This is a genomic window from Glaciibacter sp. 2TAF33 (assembly GCF_052114945.1).
GTDB lineage: Bacteria > Actinomycetota > Actinomycetes > Actinomycetales > Microbacteriaceae > Cryobacterium.
In genome coordinates this window covers 279,216-296,110 of record NZ_JBFRFS010000002.1, presented here as the reverse complement: position 1 = coordinate 296,110, position 16,895 = coordinate 279,216, and the positions used below count along the sequence as shown (strand labels likewise).

At 64.0% G+C, this 16,895-nt stretch carries 11 protein-coding genes; 5 read left to right on the top strand and 6 right to left on the bottom strand.

Annotated features, from left to right (window positions below; all coding sequences use genetic code 11):
* Positions 1-7: 7 nt before the first annotated feature.
* From AB4Y94_RS02980 to AB4Y94_RS02960, 5 genes are read right to left on the bottom strand one after another with little or no spacing between them, the layout of a single operon-like run.
* The gene (locus AB4Y94_RS02980; protein ID WP_441724563.1) at positions 8-787 is read right to left on the bottom strand and encodes an SDR family NAD(P)-dependent oxidoreductase; all 780 of its coding nucleotides are present in this window, start codon (positions 785-787) and stop codon (positions 8-10) included.
* A gap of 49 nt (positions 788-836) precedes the next feature.
* Entirely contained in the window at positions 837-2,150 is a 1,314-nt protein-coding gene (locus tag AB4Y94_RS02975; RefSeq protein ID WP_441724561.1) for an LLM class flavin-dependent oxidoreductase, read from the bottom strand.
* A complete protein-coding gene (locus tag AB4Y94_RS02970; protein WP_441724560.1) occupies positions 2,147-3,994 on the bottom strand; it encodes a flavin-containing monooxygenase in 1,848 nt (615 codons plus the stop codon). Before AB4Y94_RS02970 ends, AB4Y94_RS02975 begins: the two co-directional genes overlap by 4 nt.
* Positions 3,987-5,192: a CaiB/BaiF CoA transferase family protein gene (locus AB4Y94_RS02965; RefSeq protein WP_441724558.1), complete on the bottom strand. Its 1,206-nt coding sequence runs from the start codon at positions 5,190-5,192 to the stop codon at positions 3,987-3,989. Before AB4Y94_RS02965 ends, AB4Y94_RS02970 begins: the two co-directional genes overlap by 8 nt.
* A gap of 50 nt (positions 5,193-5,242) precedes the next feature.
* Positions 5,243-6,583 carry an NtaA/DmoA family FMN-dependent monooxygenase gene (locus tag AB4Y94_RS02960; RefSeq protein ID WP_441724556.1) on the bottom strand — a complete coding sequence of 447 codons (1,341 nt, stop codon included), beginning with the start codon at positions 6,581-6,583 and terminating at the stop codon, positions 5,243-5,245.
* Between the two features lie 126 nt (positions 6,584-6,709).
* Here AB4Y94_RS02960 and AB4Y94_RS02955 point away from each other — a divergent pair, with 126 nt between their 5' ends.
* From AB4Y94_RS02955 to AB4Y94_RS02935, 5 genes are all read left to right on the top strand, one after another.
* Positions 6,710-7,135 (top strand): nuclear transport factor 2 family protein, encoded by a 426-nt coding sequence (locus AB4Y94_RS02955; protein ID WP_441724554.1) that lies wholly within the window; start codon positions 6,710-6,712, stop codon positions 7,133-7,135.
* A 284-nt stretch (positions 7,136-7,419) separates the two neighbouring features.
* Positions 7,420-9,519: a hydantoinase/oxoprolinase family protein gene (locus AB4Y94_RS02950; protein ID WP_441724552.1), complete on the top strand. Its 2,100-nt coding sequence runs from the start codon at positions 7,420-7,422 to the stop codon at positions 9,517-9,519.
* Positions 9,516-11,816, top strand: coding sequence for a hydantoinase B/oxoprolinase family protein (locus tag AB4Y94_RS02945; RefSeq protein ID WP_441724550.1), 2,301 nt, complete (start codon positions 9,516-9,518; stop codon positions 11,814-11,816). Before AB4Y94_RS02950 ends, AB4Y94_RS02945 begins: the two co-directional genes overlap by 4 nt.
* An 88-nt stretch (positions 11,817-11,904) precedes the next feature.
* Complete coding sequence (locus AB4Y94_RS02940) at positions 11,905-14,208, top strand: CoA transferase (RefSeq protein ID WP_441724548.1); 2,304 nt, start codon at positions 11,905-11,907, stop codon at positions 14,206-14,208.
* A gap of 44 nt (positions 14,209-14,252) precedes the next feature.
* Positions 14,253-15,098 (top strand): SDR family NAD(P)-dependent oxidoreductase, encoded by an 846-nt coding sequence (locus tag AB4Y94_RS02935; RefSeq protein WP_441724546.1) that lies wholly within the window; start codon positions 14,253-14,255, stop codon positions 15,096-15,098.
* 401 nt (positions 15,099-15,499) lie between these two features.
* Here AB4Y94_RS02935 and dctP read toward each other — a convergent pair whose 3' ends face one another.
* Positions 15,500-16,741, bottom strand: coding sequence for a TRAP transporter substrate-binding protein DctP (gene dctP / locus AB4Y94_RS02930; protein WP_441724545.1), 1,242 nt, complete (start codon positions 16,739-16,741; stop codon positions 15,500-15,502).
* Positions 16,742-16,895: the final 154 nt, after the last annotated feature.

Sequence of the window (16,895 nt, the reverse complement as noted above, 5' to 3'; positions counted from 1 at the left end):
CTCTTTCTCAACGTGTCAGCCACGCGCTTGTGTATGAAACCCGGGAGAGGCCGCCGTCGATGAAGAACTCGGATGCCGTGATGTAGCTGCTCTCATCAGAGGCAAGAAAGACGACGAGGCTCCCGAAGTCCTCCGGTCGGCCGAATCGCCCGAGCGGCACTGTCTCCCGCATCTGCTGGATGTGCGGCAATCGCGCGACCTCCGGGTCCTCAAGGATGGCGGTCGCGTGAGGTCCGGGATGAACCGAGTTCGCCCTGATCTCGTAGCCCTTGAGCGCCACGTGCACTGCAGTGGTCTTGGTCAGGTTGGCCAGGGCGGCCTTGCTGGCCGCGTAGTAGGTGGTCGTCGGCACGATCATCTCGGTCGAGTTCGACGACACATTGATGATTGAACCGGATCCGCGCGCGATCAACGCGGGCAGCACAGCCTGCATTCCGAGGAATGGCCCATACAGGTTGACGTCCATGACGCGCTTGAACTCGTCCAGTGTCGCGTCCTCGATCGTTCGGGGGAGGGCGATGCCGGCGTTGTTGACGAGCACGTCGATGCCGCCGTACGCTTCGACGCTCTCGTCGACGACCTGCGCCCACGCACCCGCGTCCCTTACGTCAAGCGGCGCGAAACGGGCGGTGCCGCCGCCGATAGCAATCTCCTCGACTTTCGCACGCCCCGCGTCAGCGAGTATGTCCGCAACGACGACGCTCGCCCCCTCCGAGGCCAAAGCGGATGCGGCGGCGCCGCCGAGTCCGCGAGCGCCGCCGGTGACGATGGCGACTTTGCCGCTCATTCGGTGCATCTGGAGATCACCTCTCTGGTTCGCGCTGGTGTGCGAGGGGTCAGTGGATTGATTCGGGCATCGGGAGTCCGTAGTGGCCACGGAGCGTCGTGGCGTCGTAGGCGCTGCGAAACAACCCGCGGCGCCGCAGGATCGGAACGACGTGGTCGACGAAGTCTTCCAGTCCGTCCGGGAAAGTCGCCGGCATGACGTTGAACCCATCGGAAGCTCCGGTGGTGAACCATGTCTCGATGACGTCCGCGATCTGTTCCGGCGTGCCGATGAGTTTCTGGTGGCCGCGGCTCCCATTGAGGCGAATGAGCAACTCGCGAACCGTCAGACTTTCACGACGCGCCATTTCGATGGTGATCTCGTATCGGCTGCGTCCGTCGACGATCTCTTCTGGGCGGCGGATGTGTTCAGGGAGCGGACGGTCGAGGTCGAGGTCTTTGATGGGTACACCGGTCTGATCCGCGAGCTGGGCATGGGCGTGGTCCAGGACGATCAGTTCGTCGAGCTGGCGTGCCTTCGCTTGTGCTTCGGCTTCGGTTCCGCCGATGACCGTCACGATCCCCGGCAGGATTATCACGTGCTCAGGGTTGCGGCCATTGGCTGCCGCCTGGGACTTGAGGTCAGCGTAAAACGCGCGTCCTTCCTCGATCGTGCCCTGGGCTGTGAACACGGCCTCGGCGTACTTCGCCGCAAATGCGATGCCGGGACCGGACGACCCGGCCTGGACGATGATCGGTCGTCCCTGGGGTGTCGGGGGGAGAAGGGCGGGGCCCTGCACGGAGTAGTACGTGCCCGCGTGGTCGATTCGATGCACCTTGGTCGGGTCTGCATAGATGCCGCGCGCCTTGTCCACGACGAGCGCGTCATCCTCCCAGCTGTCCCAGAGTTTGAGCACGACGTCGATGAATTCATCGGCGCGCGCGTACCGTTCCTCCGGTGTGGGGAAATCCGTGACGCCGAAGTTGGGGCCGATCTCCTTCGCGATGCTCGTCACCACGTTCCAACCGACCCGCCCACCGCTGACGATGTCCACGGAGGCGAACCGCCGCGCGAGATTGAACGGGTCGTCAAACGTCGTGGAGGCTGTGGCGATTAACCCGATCCGCTCGGTGGCGGCAGCGAGGGCAGTCAATTTCACAACCGGATCGAGCATCTCCCCTGGTCGTCGGCTCGGGCTCGAGATCAACCCCTGGATGTCGGCGAAGAAGATCGAGTCGAGCGTGCCGCGCTCGGCGATTCGTGCGAGGTTCTTGTAGTGCTCGATGTCGAGGTTCCAGTTCGGAACCGCCTCGGGGAGACGCCAAGCGGCCTCGTGATGCCCCACGGCGTTGATGAAGGTATTGAGGTGCAGTTGTCTGTTCACTGGGGGGCTCCCGTGTAGTGCGCCATGGCTGGCTCGATCGTCTGGTGGTCTTGTTCGCCGCGTTGTGTATCCGGCGGTGTCAGTTCGAGCCCCTCGAGGTTGTCGGCTGCACGCCATCGTGCCAGCACCGCGAAGAACTCGATCGGCCCGCCTGGGTAGCGTCCCGCGACGAATCGGTTCTCATCGTCCGGCTTGCCTTCGCCGTTCGTGTAGCTCGGTGTGCACTCGCGGAGGAACTTCAGCTGGGACAAAGAACGGCCCTCGCGGATCGTCCGCACCCATTCGTCCTCTGCCTCCTGGGAGGTCTCGACAACGCGGATGCCGCGCTCTCGAACAGTGCCGAGCAGGTATCCGATGTGGGAGGCCTGCTCGTTCAGCGTATGTGTGAAGTTCGGCGAATACCCCGTCTGCGTGAAACCCAGGAAGAAGCAATTTGGGAATCCGCGACCGTGGAGGCCGTGGAATGTCCGCATCCCGTCGGCCCACCGCTCTGAGAGTCGAGCTCCGCCGCGCCCGACCAGATCGAAGCTCCGTGAATGTGTATACGCGGTCCCCACGTCGAACCCGGTCGCGAAGACCAGGACGTCGAGCTCGTGGAGCTCACCGTTGACGATGACGCCTTCCGGCGTGACTTGCTCGACCCCGCGGCCGCCCGTGTCGATGAGCCTCACGTTGGGCCGGTTGTACGCGGGGAGGTAGTCGTCATTGAACGTGGGACGTTTGCAGTTGAACCGGTAATAGGGTTTCAGGGCTTCCGCCGTATCGGGGTCCCGTACCGACTCGTCGACGCGTGAGCGGATCCGCTCCATGATCGCGAAATCGACGAGTTCGTTGGCGGCGAACGGATCCGCCTTCCCCGCCGAGGCGGCGTTCAGCTCCATCATGGTGCGGGTCCATGAGTCGCCGACAAGGTCATCGTCGACGGCGACACCGGTGACGCACGCGGTGAAATTCGCGGACCGATGCTGTTGCCAGCCCGGCTCGAGCGTGGAGGCCCATGCCGACTCAGTCGGCCTGTTGTCACGAACGGAGATGGTGGCGGGCGTGCGCTGGAATACGAGCAACTCTTCGACGTGCGCGGCGAGGTTGGGGATCACCTGCACTCCCGTGGCACCAGTGCCGATGACGCCGACGCGCTTGCCTTTCAGGCCCGAGAGGTCCTTGCCGGCATACTCGCCATCCCAGCGGCTGGTGTGGAACATCTGGCCGGCGAAGCTGAGAATCCCAGGCACGGCCGGCAGCCGGGGTTTGTGTTGATCCCCGGTGGACAGGATGAGGTACTGCGAGCGAATCTGGTCTCCGCGGTCCGTCGACACGATCCACTCGGCCTGGTTTTCATTCCAGGCCATCTCGGTGGCCGTCGTCTGGAAGAGGGCGCTGTCATACAAGCCGTAGTACCGACCGACCGACCGGAGGTGGTCCAGAATCTCGGGCTGGTGAGCATACTTCTCACTTGGGACGTATCCCAGTTCCTCCAGCAGCGGCAGATAGATATATGACTCCGTGTCGCACTGTGCGCCCGGGTATCGGTTCCAGTACCAGGTGCCGCCGAAGTCGGCCCCCTTCTCAATCACACGGATCTTTTCGTAGCCGGCCTCCCGTAGTCGTGCCGCGGCGAGGAGTCCGCCGATGCCGCCCCCCACCACGACAGCGTCGACGGCCTCTGTGATGGGGTCCCGAGTGAAGGCCGGATCGGCGTAGTGGTCTCGCTGGAAGTCCGCGTACACGCCGTCAGCGTCGATGAACTGCCCGCTACCCTCGCTGCGAACTCGCTTCGCGCGCTCGCGGCGGTAGGTGTCGCGGGCTGCGTCGAGGGCATCAGCCCTCGCCTGGTCGTCAACCATTGTTCCTCGATTCTGCGGTGGTGGACATCGACGTTGACGCCCCATCTGCTGTCTGGGTTGCTGCCCCGGAAGCGATGAAACCCTCGATGTCAGCGATGCCGAGCGCAGCGAGGACCTCACGCGTGTGTGCGCCCGGTAGCGGGGAACTGCCTGGAGGCGGCGGAACCAAGTTGTAGGCGGGGAACCGCGGCGCGACGCCCGGCTGGATCGCGCCGTCGGTCTCGATGAGTGTGCCACGTTCGCGCACGTGGGGATCGGTCGGTGCTTCCCTCAGTGAGAGCACGGGGGAGACGCACGCATCGGTCCCCGCGTACGTTTCGATCCACTCGGCCTGGGTTCGCTGAATGATTCGCTCTGCGATCCGCGTGCGCATATCAGCCCAGCCCGCCTTGTCGTTTTGTGAAGACAACGCAATGTCGACTCCGAGCCCCGATACGAAGGCGGCGAAGAACTTCGGTTCGATGGCGCCCACTGCGACATGCTTGTCGTCCGCCGTGCGGTAGACGGCGTAGAAGGGCGTTCCCCCATCAAGCAGGTTCGACCTTCGGCGGTCTTCCCAGCGCTCCGCATTCAGCAAGGAGTAGATGATGGTGGCCAGGCTCGCCGCACCATCGACCATCGCGGCGTCGACGACCTGACCCACTCCGGTCGTGGTCGCTTCGTGTAGCGCCGCCAGGACGCCGATGGTGAGGAACGCCCCACCGCCGCCGAAGTCACCCACCAGGTTCAGAGGGATCACGGGATCTTCGTCACCGATCGCGTGCAACGTTCCCGTTACCGCAACGTAAGCGATGTCGTGACCCGCCGCCAGCTTGTACGGGCCGTCCTGTCCCCAACCGGTCATACGTCCATAGACGAGTCTCGGATTAACGCTGAGCGCGTGGTCCGGGCCGAACCCGAGCCGCTCCATGACTCCGGGACGAAAACCCTCGATGAGGATGTCGCTGTTCCTGATCAGCTCAGTGACCACGGCTTTCGAGGATTCATGGCGCAGGTCCAGGGCGATGGAGCGCTTTCCGCGGTTGACCAGGTTGACTCGAGGATCCATCGTGATCTCGTCCCCGGTCGGAGGTCGATCGACTCGGATGACGTCAGCCCCGAGATCACTGAGGATCATTGCCGCGTATGGCGACGGTGCCAGGCCCGCGAACTCGAGTACCCGGACACCGTCGAGCGGTCCCTTCCTGTTTTGCGTCACTGCGTTGTGCCCGACCTTTCCTTCATTGCGACCCGAGGGTCGTCCGGTTTTCAGCCTCGCTGTTGAAGCCCGAGCCGTTCGCGGAGCGTCCCTTGTCGTGCGGGATCGTCTGCGATGAGCCCGCGTCTACGCAGTTCAGGCATGACGAGCCGGCCGAAGTCCTCAAAGGAGCCCGGCATGTCCGTCGACATGATTGCAAAGCCATCGCAACCGTAACCCTGGAACCATTCCTCCAAGCCATCTGCCACCTGTATCGGGTCCCCGACGAAGCGTGCGCCGCCCTGCTTGCGACGTGACTCGATGACGTCGTTGAGGGTCGCATCCTCGCCGAATTTGAGCCGGGCGCCCTTGACGTAACCCTGGAGGGAGCCCTTCGTGCCGGTGAATGTCTCCAGCAATTCGTCGGTGAGCGGCTCGTCCATGGGGAGCTTTGAAAAGTCGAAGTTTGCCTGCTCGGACAGCGTGACCAGCTGCTCACCCGGCTCGAACAGTGAATCGAAGTAGGCCTCCTTCGCCTTCGCGATCTCCTCGGTCTCTCCGACGATCGGTAGCACCGCGGGGAGGATCTTGACGGTTCCGGACGGGCGCGCGTCGGCGGTGAATTGTGCTTGCAGTCCGGCGTAGTAGTCGCGCGCGGTTGCGAGGCTGTGCTGGCTGGTGAAGACGATGTCGGCCCAGCGCGCGGCGAACTGCTGTCCGCGCCCGGACTGCCCGGCTTGAAGGAGGGTCGGCCAGCCTTGTGGAGCGCGCGGCACCGTCAGCGGGCCCCGCGAGGAGAGGTACTCGCCCTCATAGTTGATCTGGTGCACGGAGTCGGGTTTGGCGAACCGTCCAGTGAGCCGGTCCATCTCCAGCGCATCCTTGTCCCACGACTCCCACAGTTGCGTCACGATCTCGACGAACTCGTCGGCGCGGTCGTAGCGCTGGTCGGGATTCAGGTAATCGGTACCGAAGTTCGCCGCCTCGTCTTCGTTCAACGACGTCACGATGTTCCACACCGCCCGTCCGTTCGACAGGTGGTCGAGTGTCGCGAACTTGCGAGCGACGTGGAACGGAGACGTGTAGGTCGTGGAATAAGTGCCGCCGAGCCCGATTCGCTCGGTATGCCCGGACAACAGCCCGAGGATGGTGATCAGATCGAGCTTGATGGCGCGAGAGCCTCGATCAACTGTCTCTTGGATCGAACCCTGGTACGCGGCCGGCATCGCGAGTCGGTCGTCGAAGAACATGAGGTCGAAGCCGGTTCGCTCGAGCTCCTGCGCGAGGTTGATGTAGAACTTGGCATCCAGGATGCCGCGATCGGCTCGTTTGTGCATCCAGGAGGTCAGGCCACCCTTCGTCACGGATGCGGAGACGAATGCGGTGAAGAGCATGTGATCTGTGCGGGACACGGTACCTCCTTGGAGGATGCGCCATGAGTGGCGACGTTGCTACGAGATGTGGACTATGGTTGCGAGTTACATTACCTGATTGAATGATTTCAAACATTACAACTAAAGGGGGAATGGTTGTGAATTATGCATGAAACTCTGAGCTTCGAGGATCGGTTTGAGATCACGCAGGTGCTGGCCAGGTACGGCCACGTGATGGATGGGCGTGATTTCGCCGGACTGGCAGGGGTGTTCGTCGAGGATGCCTCATTCGACGTGACGAGCGTGGGCGGGCCGGTCTACTGCGGTTTGTCCCAACTGGAGGGGTTTCTCGCACTCGGGGAGGCGGTCCATCCGCCGTTCCACATCCTCGCGAACGCCTGGGTGTTCCAGGACGGGGAGGCAGTCAAGTCCATGAGTAAGTGGCTGACGATCGATCAAGCCACCGGACTGCCGCGAAGCGGGGACTACATCGACACCTGGCAGAAGACCAGCAATGGGTGGCGTATCGCGGCGCGAACCGCACGCGTGCGCTGGGCTGGTGGCTCATGGAGCGACGGCTACGGGGCGTAAGTAGGACCCCGCTTCAGTCACGTGACAGATGTTCATTGACTGCTGTCCAACCCCGGGTTAGTCTTTGGCCAGCCTTTTCTTATAAGTCGTACAAGGATGTATAACTTGCTTCGCAACCTCTCACCAGCCGCTGCAGCCCAAGTCGCCTCGGTCGGCCTCACTCTCAGGCGGGCGGCGACCCACCGTGTCTGCGCCCGTGTGCCTCGCCTGTCTCTCTGACTATTTCGATCCATCCACCACGAGGAGGTTCTTTCAATGACGACAAGAAACGGACGGAACAAGCGATGACCTACACAATCGGCGTCGACATCGGCGGCACATTCAGCGACTGCGTTGCGGTCGATGACCAGGGGCGCGTATTCAACGGAAAGGCGCTGTCGACGCACGCCACAAACCCTGTCGAGGGCGTCCTCGACGGTTTGACCCGCCTCGCTGAAGAGGCTGGCGAGACACTGGAGTCGCTGCTGGCTGCCACGAGTGAGTTCAGCCACGGCACGACCATCGGCACGAACCTGATGGTGGAGCGTAAGGGTGCGCGCGTCGGCCTTGTCGCGACCAAGGGCCATGGCGATGCGCTCCAGATCATGCGTGGACGTGGTCGCACCGCGGGTGTTGCCGCCGATCTCCTCCTCAACGTGCGCGAGACCGACAAGCCGGCTCCGCTCGTGCCGCACCGTGATGTGGTCGAGGTCGCGGAGCGGGTGCTGGCCGACGGCAGCGTGCTTGCCCCACTGGACGATGACGCTGCGCGGGAGATCCTCCGCCCGCTGCTGGAGAACGTCGACGCGGTCTCGATCTCGCTGATCTGGGCGTTTCGGAACCCGGTGCACGAGCAGCGGCTGCGTGAACTGGTGCACGAGATCCGCCCGGACATCTTCGTGAGCATCTCGTCGGAGACGGCACCGCGGCTGGGTGAGTATGAGCGCACTGTCGCGACGGTGATCAACTCTTATGTCGGCCCGGCATCCAGCCGTTACCTCGGCCTGCTCGAGACGGCGCTGCACGAGCGGGGTCTGACAACTCCGGTGTTCATCATGCAGTCGAACGGTGGTGTATTGCCGGTGGAGACCGCGCGGCACCGTCCGGTGCAGACGATCGGGTCCGGTCCCGCGGGTGGGCTGGCCGGGACGGCGTTCATCGCCAGGCGCACCGGCCACAAGAACGTCATCGCGACCGACATGGGCGGTACCTCGTTCGAGGTGGGGCTCCTCATCGACGGGCGCCCGGTGCTCACCAGTGAGAAGATCATCGATCAGTACACGTTCAAGATCCCGCAGCTCGACGTGCGCTCGATTGCATGCGGCGGTGGTTCGATCGCACGGGTCGACCCGCACAGCGGGGGCCTGCGGGTTGGGCCGGAATCGGCCGGATCGAATCCCGGGCCGGCGTGTTATGGCAGCGGTGCCCTGCCGACGGTCACCGATGCTGACGTGGTGCTCGGCTTCATCGACCCCGACCGTTTCCTCGGCAGCGCGATGCAGCTCGACAAGGGTGCCGCGATCGCGGCGGTGCAGCGGCTCGCCGAGGAGGCGGAGCTGTCGCTGGAGCAGGCGGCCTCCGGCATCCTGAGGGTGAACAGTCACAGCGCGTCGATCCTGATCCGTCAGCGCACGATCGAGCAGGGGCTCGACCCGCGCGACTTCGTGCTGTACGCCTTCGGCGGGGCGGGTCCGCTGCATGCGTTCGCGTTCGCGGAACACCTCGACATCGACCAGGTTGTCATCCCGATGGGTAACGGCGCTTCCACCCTGTCGGCGTACGGCATCGCGGCGAGCGACGCGATGGAGGTGTTCGAGGAAGAGTGCACCATCCGCTCGCCATTCGACACCGACGCGCTGGCGGACACGATCGGCCGACTCGAGGAACGCGCAGTGACCCAGATGGTCTCCGCCGGGTTCAAGAAGGAGCAGGTGCGGCTCACCCGCACGGCGCAGGCCCGGTACGCCGAGCAGTACCTGCAGGAATTGAACCTGCCGGTGCCATCGGGCCCGGTGGACGCGTCGTTCAGCGACACGCTGTCCGCGACCTTCGCCGAGGAGTACTCCCGCCTGTACAGCGCCACAGCGCTGTCTGTACTGCACACCTCGGAGATCTTCACCATCCGGGTGACAGCGTCCGTGCCGCTGCAGACCGCGCCGACGGCGACGCCGACGGCCGGTGAGACCCAACCCGCGCGGGAGCGTGAGGTGTACTGGCCAGGACACGAGGCGTGGATCCGCACCGCCGTGTATGACGGCCCGCCCGCCATCGGCTTCACGATCCAGGGGCCTGCGCTCGTGCAGTTGCCCCACACCACCATCGCGGTCGCGCCCGGGCAGTCGCTCAAGACCGACGACTACGCGAACTGCATCCTCCACACCCAGAAGCAGGAGACCCAGGCATGACTCTCATCGACGCCCAGTTGGGCACCGAACAGGAAGACCGTTTCAGCACCGAGTCCGCGTTCCGGTCGGTGAAATGGGACGGCACCGCCCGCGGCTACATCCCGTCCGACCCGCCGAAGTACTCCCCAGCGGTGACGATGCACGACCCGGCGCCGGCGGAGATCGACGCGGTCACCTACGAGGTCATCCGCTACGCGCTGATGAGCGCCAACCTCGAGCACGGCGACATCATCGCGCGGCTGTCGATGTCGCCGGTGGTGATGGTCGCCCGCGACTTCCAATCGTCGCTGATGACCGAGCGCGGCGACCTCGTCTACCTGGGGTCCGGGGTGCAGTACTTCTCGAACCAGAATGCGCTGACGGTGAAGTACATCCTCGAGCACCACAGCGAGGACGGCCTCACCGATGGCGACATCTGGCTGAGCAACGACCCGTACATCGGGGCGTCGCACCAGTCCGATGTGTCGCTGGTGAGCCCGATTTTCGTGGGCGGCGAGTTGTTCTGCTGGCTGTCCAACTCCCAGCACTTCCAGGACGTCGGCGGGTCCATGCCTGGCAGCCAGGTGACGACCGCCGCGGACGCGTTCGCCGACCCGTCCTCGTGGCCGCCGCTGCGTCTGGTCGAGGGCGGACGGATGCGTGACGATGTGGAGCACGCGTTCGTGCGCCAGTCGCGTGTGCCGAACTACAGCCGGATGGACATCCGGGCGGCCATCGGCGCGATCCAGGCCACCCGCGAGAAGGTTCTGCGGATGGTCGACCGGTACGGCGCCGATGTTGTGAAGGGCGTGATGCACCGGCTGATCGACGCCGGTGAGAAGGTATTCGTCGACCGGATCGCGAAGATCCCCGACGGGCGCTGGTCGCACCGCATATACACGGAGGGTGCATTGCCGGGCGATAAGAACATCTACGCCTACCAGGTGAACGTCACCAAGAAGGGTGACCGCGTCATCGTCGACAACGCGGGCAGCGACCCGCAGACCGGGTCGATCAACCTCACTTACGCCGGGTTCAGCGGCATCGCGCAGGCGACGATCACGCAGCAGCTCATCCCGGACCTCGCCGGCGCGTACGGCGGCGCGTACCGCCGCATCGACATCCGGCCGGTGCCGGGGCTGCTCAACTGCGCCGATTACCCCGCCGCGGTGAGCCCGTCAGGCGCGTCGACGGTGATGCAGGTGCTCAGCTGCGCGGCGACAGCGGTGTGCAAGATGCTCGCCAGCGGCACCGACGGCACCCGGGAACTGACCCTGGGGGCGCCGTCGGCGAACCTCGCCTCGCTGATCGGCGGTGGACTGAACTCGACCGGCCAGCAGTTCATCTACCAGAACACCGACGGCCTGATGGGTTCGCTCGCCGGACGCGCGACCCGCGACGGTGTCGATGCCGGTGGGCAGTGGTGGATCCCGGACAGCGCAATCGAGAACGCTGAGCAGATCGAATCGGGGATGCCGTTCATCATGCTCGGACGGCGGCTGCGTCCGGCGGGCCTCGACGGCAGCGGCCGCTACCGTGCCGGCGTCGGGTTCCGCGAGACCTTGCTCGTGCACGGGGCGCTCGGGGGCCAGATCTTCTGGTACGTGAACGAAAGCTTCAGCAACGGGCAGGGCTTGTTCGGCGGCAACCCCGGGTCGATCGCCCGGGCCAGGGTGAAGCACGCCACTGACGCCGTGGACCTGCTGGGCAAAAGCGTGGGCATCGGTGGGCTCGACGACGTGAACGGTGAGGAGGAGATCCTGCCGTTCAAGGGCATGTTCGCCTTCGCCGACGGCGACGTGATCGAGTGGACCTCCCCGGCTGCCGCCGGCTACGGCGACCCGCTGCTGCGAGACCCGGAGCTCGTTCTCGCCGACATCAAGGCCGGCCTCACCACCGAGGAGATCGCGAAGCGCGTCTTCGGTGTGGTGATCAGCGAGGGGAAGATCGGCCACGCGGCGACCGTGAGTGAACGGCTCGCGACGCGGCGGGAACGCCTGGGGTCGGAGCCCAAGGCGGAGGCCGAGGCGCCCGACGGCGCCGTTCAGATCGGTGACGTGCTCCACGTGGTCGACGGCCGCTGGTGGAGCAACGGCGCCGACCTCGGCCCCGCGAGCGAGACCTACCGGTCGAACGCGGTCATCCGTGAGACAAAGCTGAGCGAGATCGGTCCGGAGTTCGAACCGGCCGACGTGGAGAGCGCCGACCGGTTCGTGCTCCGCGAGTTCCTGTGCCCGGTCACCGGGTACCGGATCGACGCGGAAATCGCCCTCGCCGGCTCGGAACTCTTGGAAGATGTGCTGATCAGAGCACTCTGATTGCGTCCAACGGAGGTACCCTCGCTCTCTCGTGCGCGGGTACCTCCGTTGTCTGACGCGCGAAACGCTCGGACGAGGTGGTTTGGAAATGAATTCAACGTCGACAGTCTGGAACAACAGGCGTGAGGGGCCGCTGGGAGGCCTGCGTGTTGTGGACTTCGGGCAATACATTGCGGGCCCGCTCGCAGCAATGATGTTGGCTGATCAGGGCGCGGACGTCGTTCGCGTTGAGCCACCCGGCGGGCCACGGTGGATTTCGGACTCCAACGCAGCTCTGCTACGCGGACGCCGGTACGTGCAGTTGGATCTGAAATCGTCCTCGGGTCAACGCCGGGCACGATCTCTCATCGCGGACGCGGACGTTGTGATCGAGAACTTCAGGCCCGGCGTAATGGCTCGACTGGGCCTCGGATACAGCGATGTGGCCGATCTGAATCCTCGACTCATCTATTGCTCGTTGCCTGGATTCGGGGCGGCGGATCCGAGAGCGGCAGTCGCAGGTTGGGAGGGAGTTGTGATGGCGGCGGCGGCGGCCTACTCGCCGATTCCGGAGGGGTGGCACGACCACGACACCGCTGCTCCACGGTTCACACCGATATCTCTGGCATCCGTTTTTGGTGGTATCGAGGGCGCCATGGCTATCACCGCAGGCTTGGTAGCGCGTGAACGCGACGGAATCGGTCAATGGATCGAGGTCCCGCTCTTTGACGCGATCCTCGAAGGGCTGGGATCACGGGGGACCACTTATGAGAGAAGCGGAACCCTATTCACGAGCTTTGGTTCTGGCGTTTATCGGTGCGCTGACGGCCGCTATGTGACTTTCATCGCCAACTGGTTTCGTCACTTGACCTGGTTTGTTGAGTGCGCCGGCGTCACGTCGTGGATCGATGATGGCCTCGTCAACGTGACAGCGTTGCGCACCTCGCCCGCAAAATCCGCGGAGCTGCAACGACGCCTCGGGGAAGTGTTCGCGACTCGGGACGCAAATGAGTGGGAAGGCATTGGCCGTGCCAGAGGGTGCAGTATCGCGATGTGGCGGTCGCCGTTGGAGTGGCTCAACGAACCGGCTGCAACCGCATCCGAGTCAATCGCCCAGGTCTCTGATCCACTGTTGGGCACGGTCAAGGTTCCGGGCAAATCGGTTCAAATGTGCAATACGTCCCGCATGACGAGTGCTCGCGAACCGGTCGAACCAACCAACCTCGCGTTGGTTGAAGCCCTTGACGAGTGTTCAGTGGACTCTCTTACGCGATCCGACGGGCACGCGTTGCAGCCTGGTGTGAGGAAGCCACCCCTCGACGGGTTCAGAGTCATCGACCTCTCTCGAGTTGTTGCGGCGCCCACGACGGCCAAAATTCTCGGCCAGCTTGGCGCGTACGTGGTCAAGATCGACGCAGACCCTCACGTCAGTCTGGCCTCGTTTGAAGAGCCCCTCATGCACGAGCATCTCAATCGCTCAAAGAAGACGATGATTCTCGACTTGCATCACACGCCCGACCAGGATCTCTTTCACCGGATGCTCGCACACTGTGACGTACTCGTTCAGAACTTCACCACCAGTGCCACTCTGCACATCGGCAGCGACGAACAAACAGTCCGAAGGAAATCTCCGCGACTGGTTCATTTGTACCTCAACGCCTTCGGAACGCAGGGCCCCTGGGCAGATTTCCGAGGCTATGCCGAGCTTGCCAACGTTGCCACGGGCGTGACCAGCCACGTTTTGGGCGCCGCGGATATTGAAACAGGGGCCCCTCCCGTTGTGGACTATCCCAGATGGTTCTTCACCGACTATGCGACCGGGGTGCTTGGCGCTTTCGGCGCACTGGTCGGGATCTACTTCCGGCAGACGACTGGCCGGGGTTCCTTCGTCGAGACGTCATTGGCTCGCGCTACGGCCTTGGAGCAGCTGGGCTGGATAGTGGAGGCCTCGACGCCTCGTGGAGCGGTTCGTGCCGGCCGGTGGGGCTGGAGTCCGAACCAGCGACTCTTTCAGACCCAGGATGGCTGGATCTTTGTGGGCGTCTCAAAAGACCGATTCGAGACGCTCGTTTCCTTGACAAGTGACCGACCGGTGGATCGGGATGCCAATTTGGAGCAGGTTCTCCAAGACGCCCTCGCGGACCTGACCACAGTCGAAGCCGAACACGTTCTTACCAAGAACGGGGCGGGAGCGCACCGAGTACAGACAGTCTCCGAAGTCATGGCTTCCGGCGGTACCGCTGATCAGCGCGGGCTCCGCGCCGAGAACGCCACTGATCGATTCGGGACGGTTGTCATGCCCGGCCCAGTCGTACGTTTCTCGGACACCCCCATGCTCACAGGAGACTTGCCCGGGCCCTTCGGTTCGGACCGCGCCAGCGCGCTCAACGAATTCGGTGTGTCCAACGATTAGACGGCCGACCTATCGACGCGGGTACGAACGAGAAGGAGCTTGACTTGTTGGACTTGAGCGGAAAATCTGTGATCATCACTGGATCTGGAAGAGGACTCGGGCGGGCATATGCGCTGGCCGTGGCCAGTGCCGGAGGCAGCGTCGTCGTCAACGACTTGGAAGAGGAATCGACAAACGCGACTGTCCGTGAGATCACCGACAAGGGCGGATTGGCTTTCGGAGTGGCGGGGTCCGTCGCCGACTACGAATTCACGGAAAGCCTGATTGCCAGGTGCGTGGACGAATTCGGCAAGCTGGATGGGCTGGTCAATAACGCAGGCATCTACCACGTCGCCACCCCTGAGGATGAGACTGAATTGCGAATGCGCCGGCTTATCGAGGTAAATGTGCTCGGCTCAATGTTTGCCGCTACGCATGCTTTTCGCCAAATGGCATCGCAGGGCTTCGGCACCATTGTCAATGTGACATCAGGCGCCCACATCGGGATACGCGGATTCACAACGTATGGGGTTTCCAAGGGCGCAGTCGCTTCATTGACCTACAACATGGCCTTGGAAGGCCAGCGCGTCGGCGTAACCGTGACCGGTCTCTCGCCGATGGCAGACACGGGCAAAGGTGAGAACGGCGCTCGAGGCCTGGATGCCGTCGGCGTCGATAACCGCCCGTCTCCAGCGCCAGTTGCGCGACTCGTAACCTACCTGCTGAGCGATCAGGCCAGGAACCTCAATGGGCAGGTCGTTCGCTTGGATTCCACTGGACTGTCGCTGCTGAGTCCACCCCACTTCAGGACCCGGATCGCTCCGGGAAGCTTCGACTCCGTTGACGACGTCCGATCCGCCTTTCACACCGTTCTCAACGGGGAGGTGCATGCCGTCGGAATGCCGTCGTAATCAAGGCTTGCGTCGAGTGGATGAGATGCCGCGCCAGCGGCACAGAAGGCACGCTGAACAGATCGAATCGGGATGTCGTTGATCATGCTCGGCCGGCGGCTGCGCCCGGCGGCCTTGGACGGCAGCGGCCGCGCTGCCGTGCCGGCGTCGGGTTCCGCGAGACCTTGCTCGTGCGCGGGGGGCGCGGCGGCCAGATCTTCTGGTACGTGAACGAAAGCTTCAGCAACGAGCACGGCCTGTTCGGCGGCGACCCCGGGTCGATCGCCCCGGGGTCGGTCTGAGCCGGGGGCATTTCCGTGTGAACCTGCGTTCGCGTTGTGTTCTTAGTGGTGAGTGAAACGCCTCGGCGGTGCGGGAGTGTTGGTCCCGCACCGCCGAGGTGCTCCTGTCGTTCGGTGAGGCTACTGCTTGCCGAGGCCTTCCTTGAGGGCGTCGGTCCAGGCGCTCCAGTCCTTGACGACACCGGAGCCGGCGTCGAGGGACTTGGTGATGTCAGGCTGGTCGACTTTCACCTTGAGGGTGTCGACCGAGAAGCTCCGCCAGGTGTCGGCGATCGCGTTGGTCCGCTTGATCTCGGCGGCGGGGCTGGACACGGACTTGGGTGCGAGGGTTGCCGGGTCGGCCTGCTTGGCCCACCACTTCTTCACCACCGGGTTGAGCTCTGCAGGGTCGATGATCCCACCGCCGGCCTTCTCGGCTGCCGCGGAGATCTCGTTGTACGTGGCGAGGGTGTCCTTAGCGAAGCGTTCCATGGCGGCGTAGCGGGCGTCGCGCAGGGCGGTCTGGATCTCCGGAGCGAGACTGTCCCAGGCGCCGGTGGAGATCACCCAGTTGGCGCCAGACGACGGGGCGGTGTTCAGGAAGCTCACCCACGGCGACACCTCGAGGAGCCCACCGCTGAGAACCGTGGTCGCCGCGTTGACGGCGCAGTTAATCACGCCGCGCTGGAGTCCCTCGTACTGCTCGTTCGATGGGGTGAAGACGCCTGTCATGCCGAGCGACTCGTTCTCGCCCTGTGCGATGGCGTTGGCCACCCGCACCTGGCGGCCCTTGAGGTCGGCGGGGGAGTGGAACTCCTTGGCGCAGGTGAGCGCGGCGGGCCCGCTGAGCATCGGGATCAGCGGGACGAAGCCGGCTTTCCTCATTTCCGTGAGGGTGGCGCTCTTGCCCTCGTAGTGCATGACCTGTTGTCCGATGCCGGCGATGTTGGTGTCCGGGTAGCCGAAGTCCTGCAGTGCGTGCTGGACGACGATGTCGTCCCAGTTGGAGACCGGGAGCTGGTCGGGGAAGTAGCCGTTGCTGACGAACGTGACGTCGGTGAGGTCCGATGACATCGCGGAGAGCGCCTCGGTGGCCGGGTGCAGGGTTCCGGTGGGGTAATAGTCGAACGTCACCACACCCTCGGTGGCCTTAGTGACGGCATCCATCCAGTCCTCGATGAGGTTGGTCGATGTCGCGCCGGGCGCGAAGATGCTGCTGACCGTCAGTTGCACGGGCTCGAGCTTGCTCCAGTCGACACCACCCGTTTCGCCCACGGCCGCTTTCTCGGTTGCCGGGGCGCTTTGGGCGGCACAGCCGGCGAGCAGCGCGGCGACGGCGACCGCGCCGACCACCGTTGATAGCACTTTCTTGGAACCAATCATCACAGAACTCCTTTGTAGTGTCATGAAGTCGGGTGCCGGCCAGGTTTCTGTCGCGACCCATGGAATGTACCATGCAATCCTTCTAAGTACTGCAAGCTTTATAGGATTGTTAGTATCCCTGCGGTGACGTTGAAAACACCTCAGCGGTGCGGGA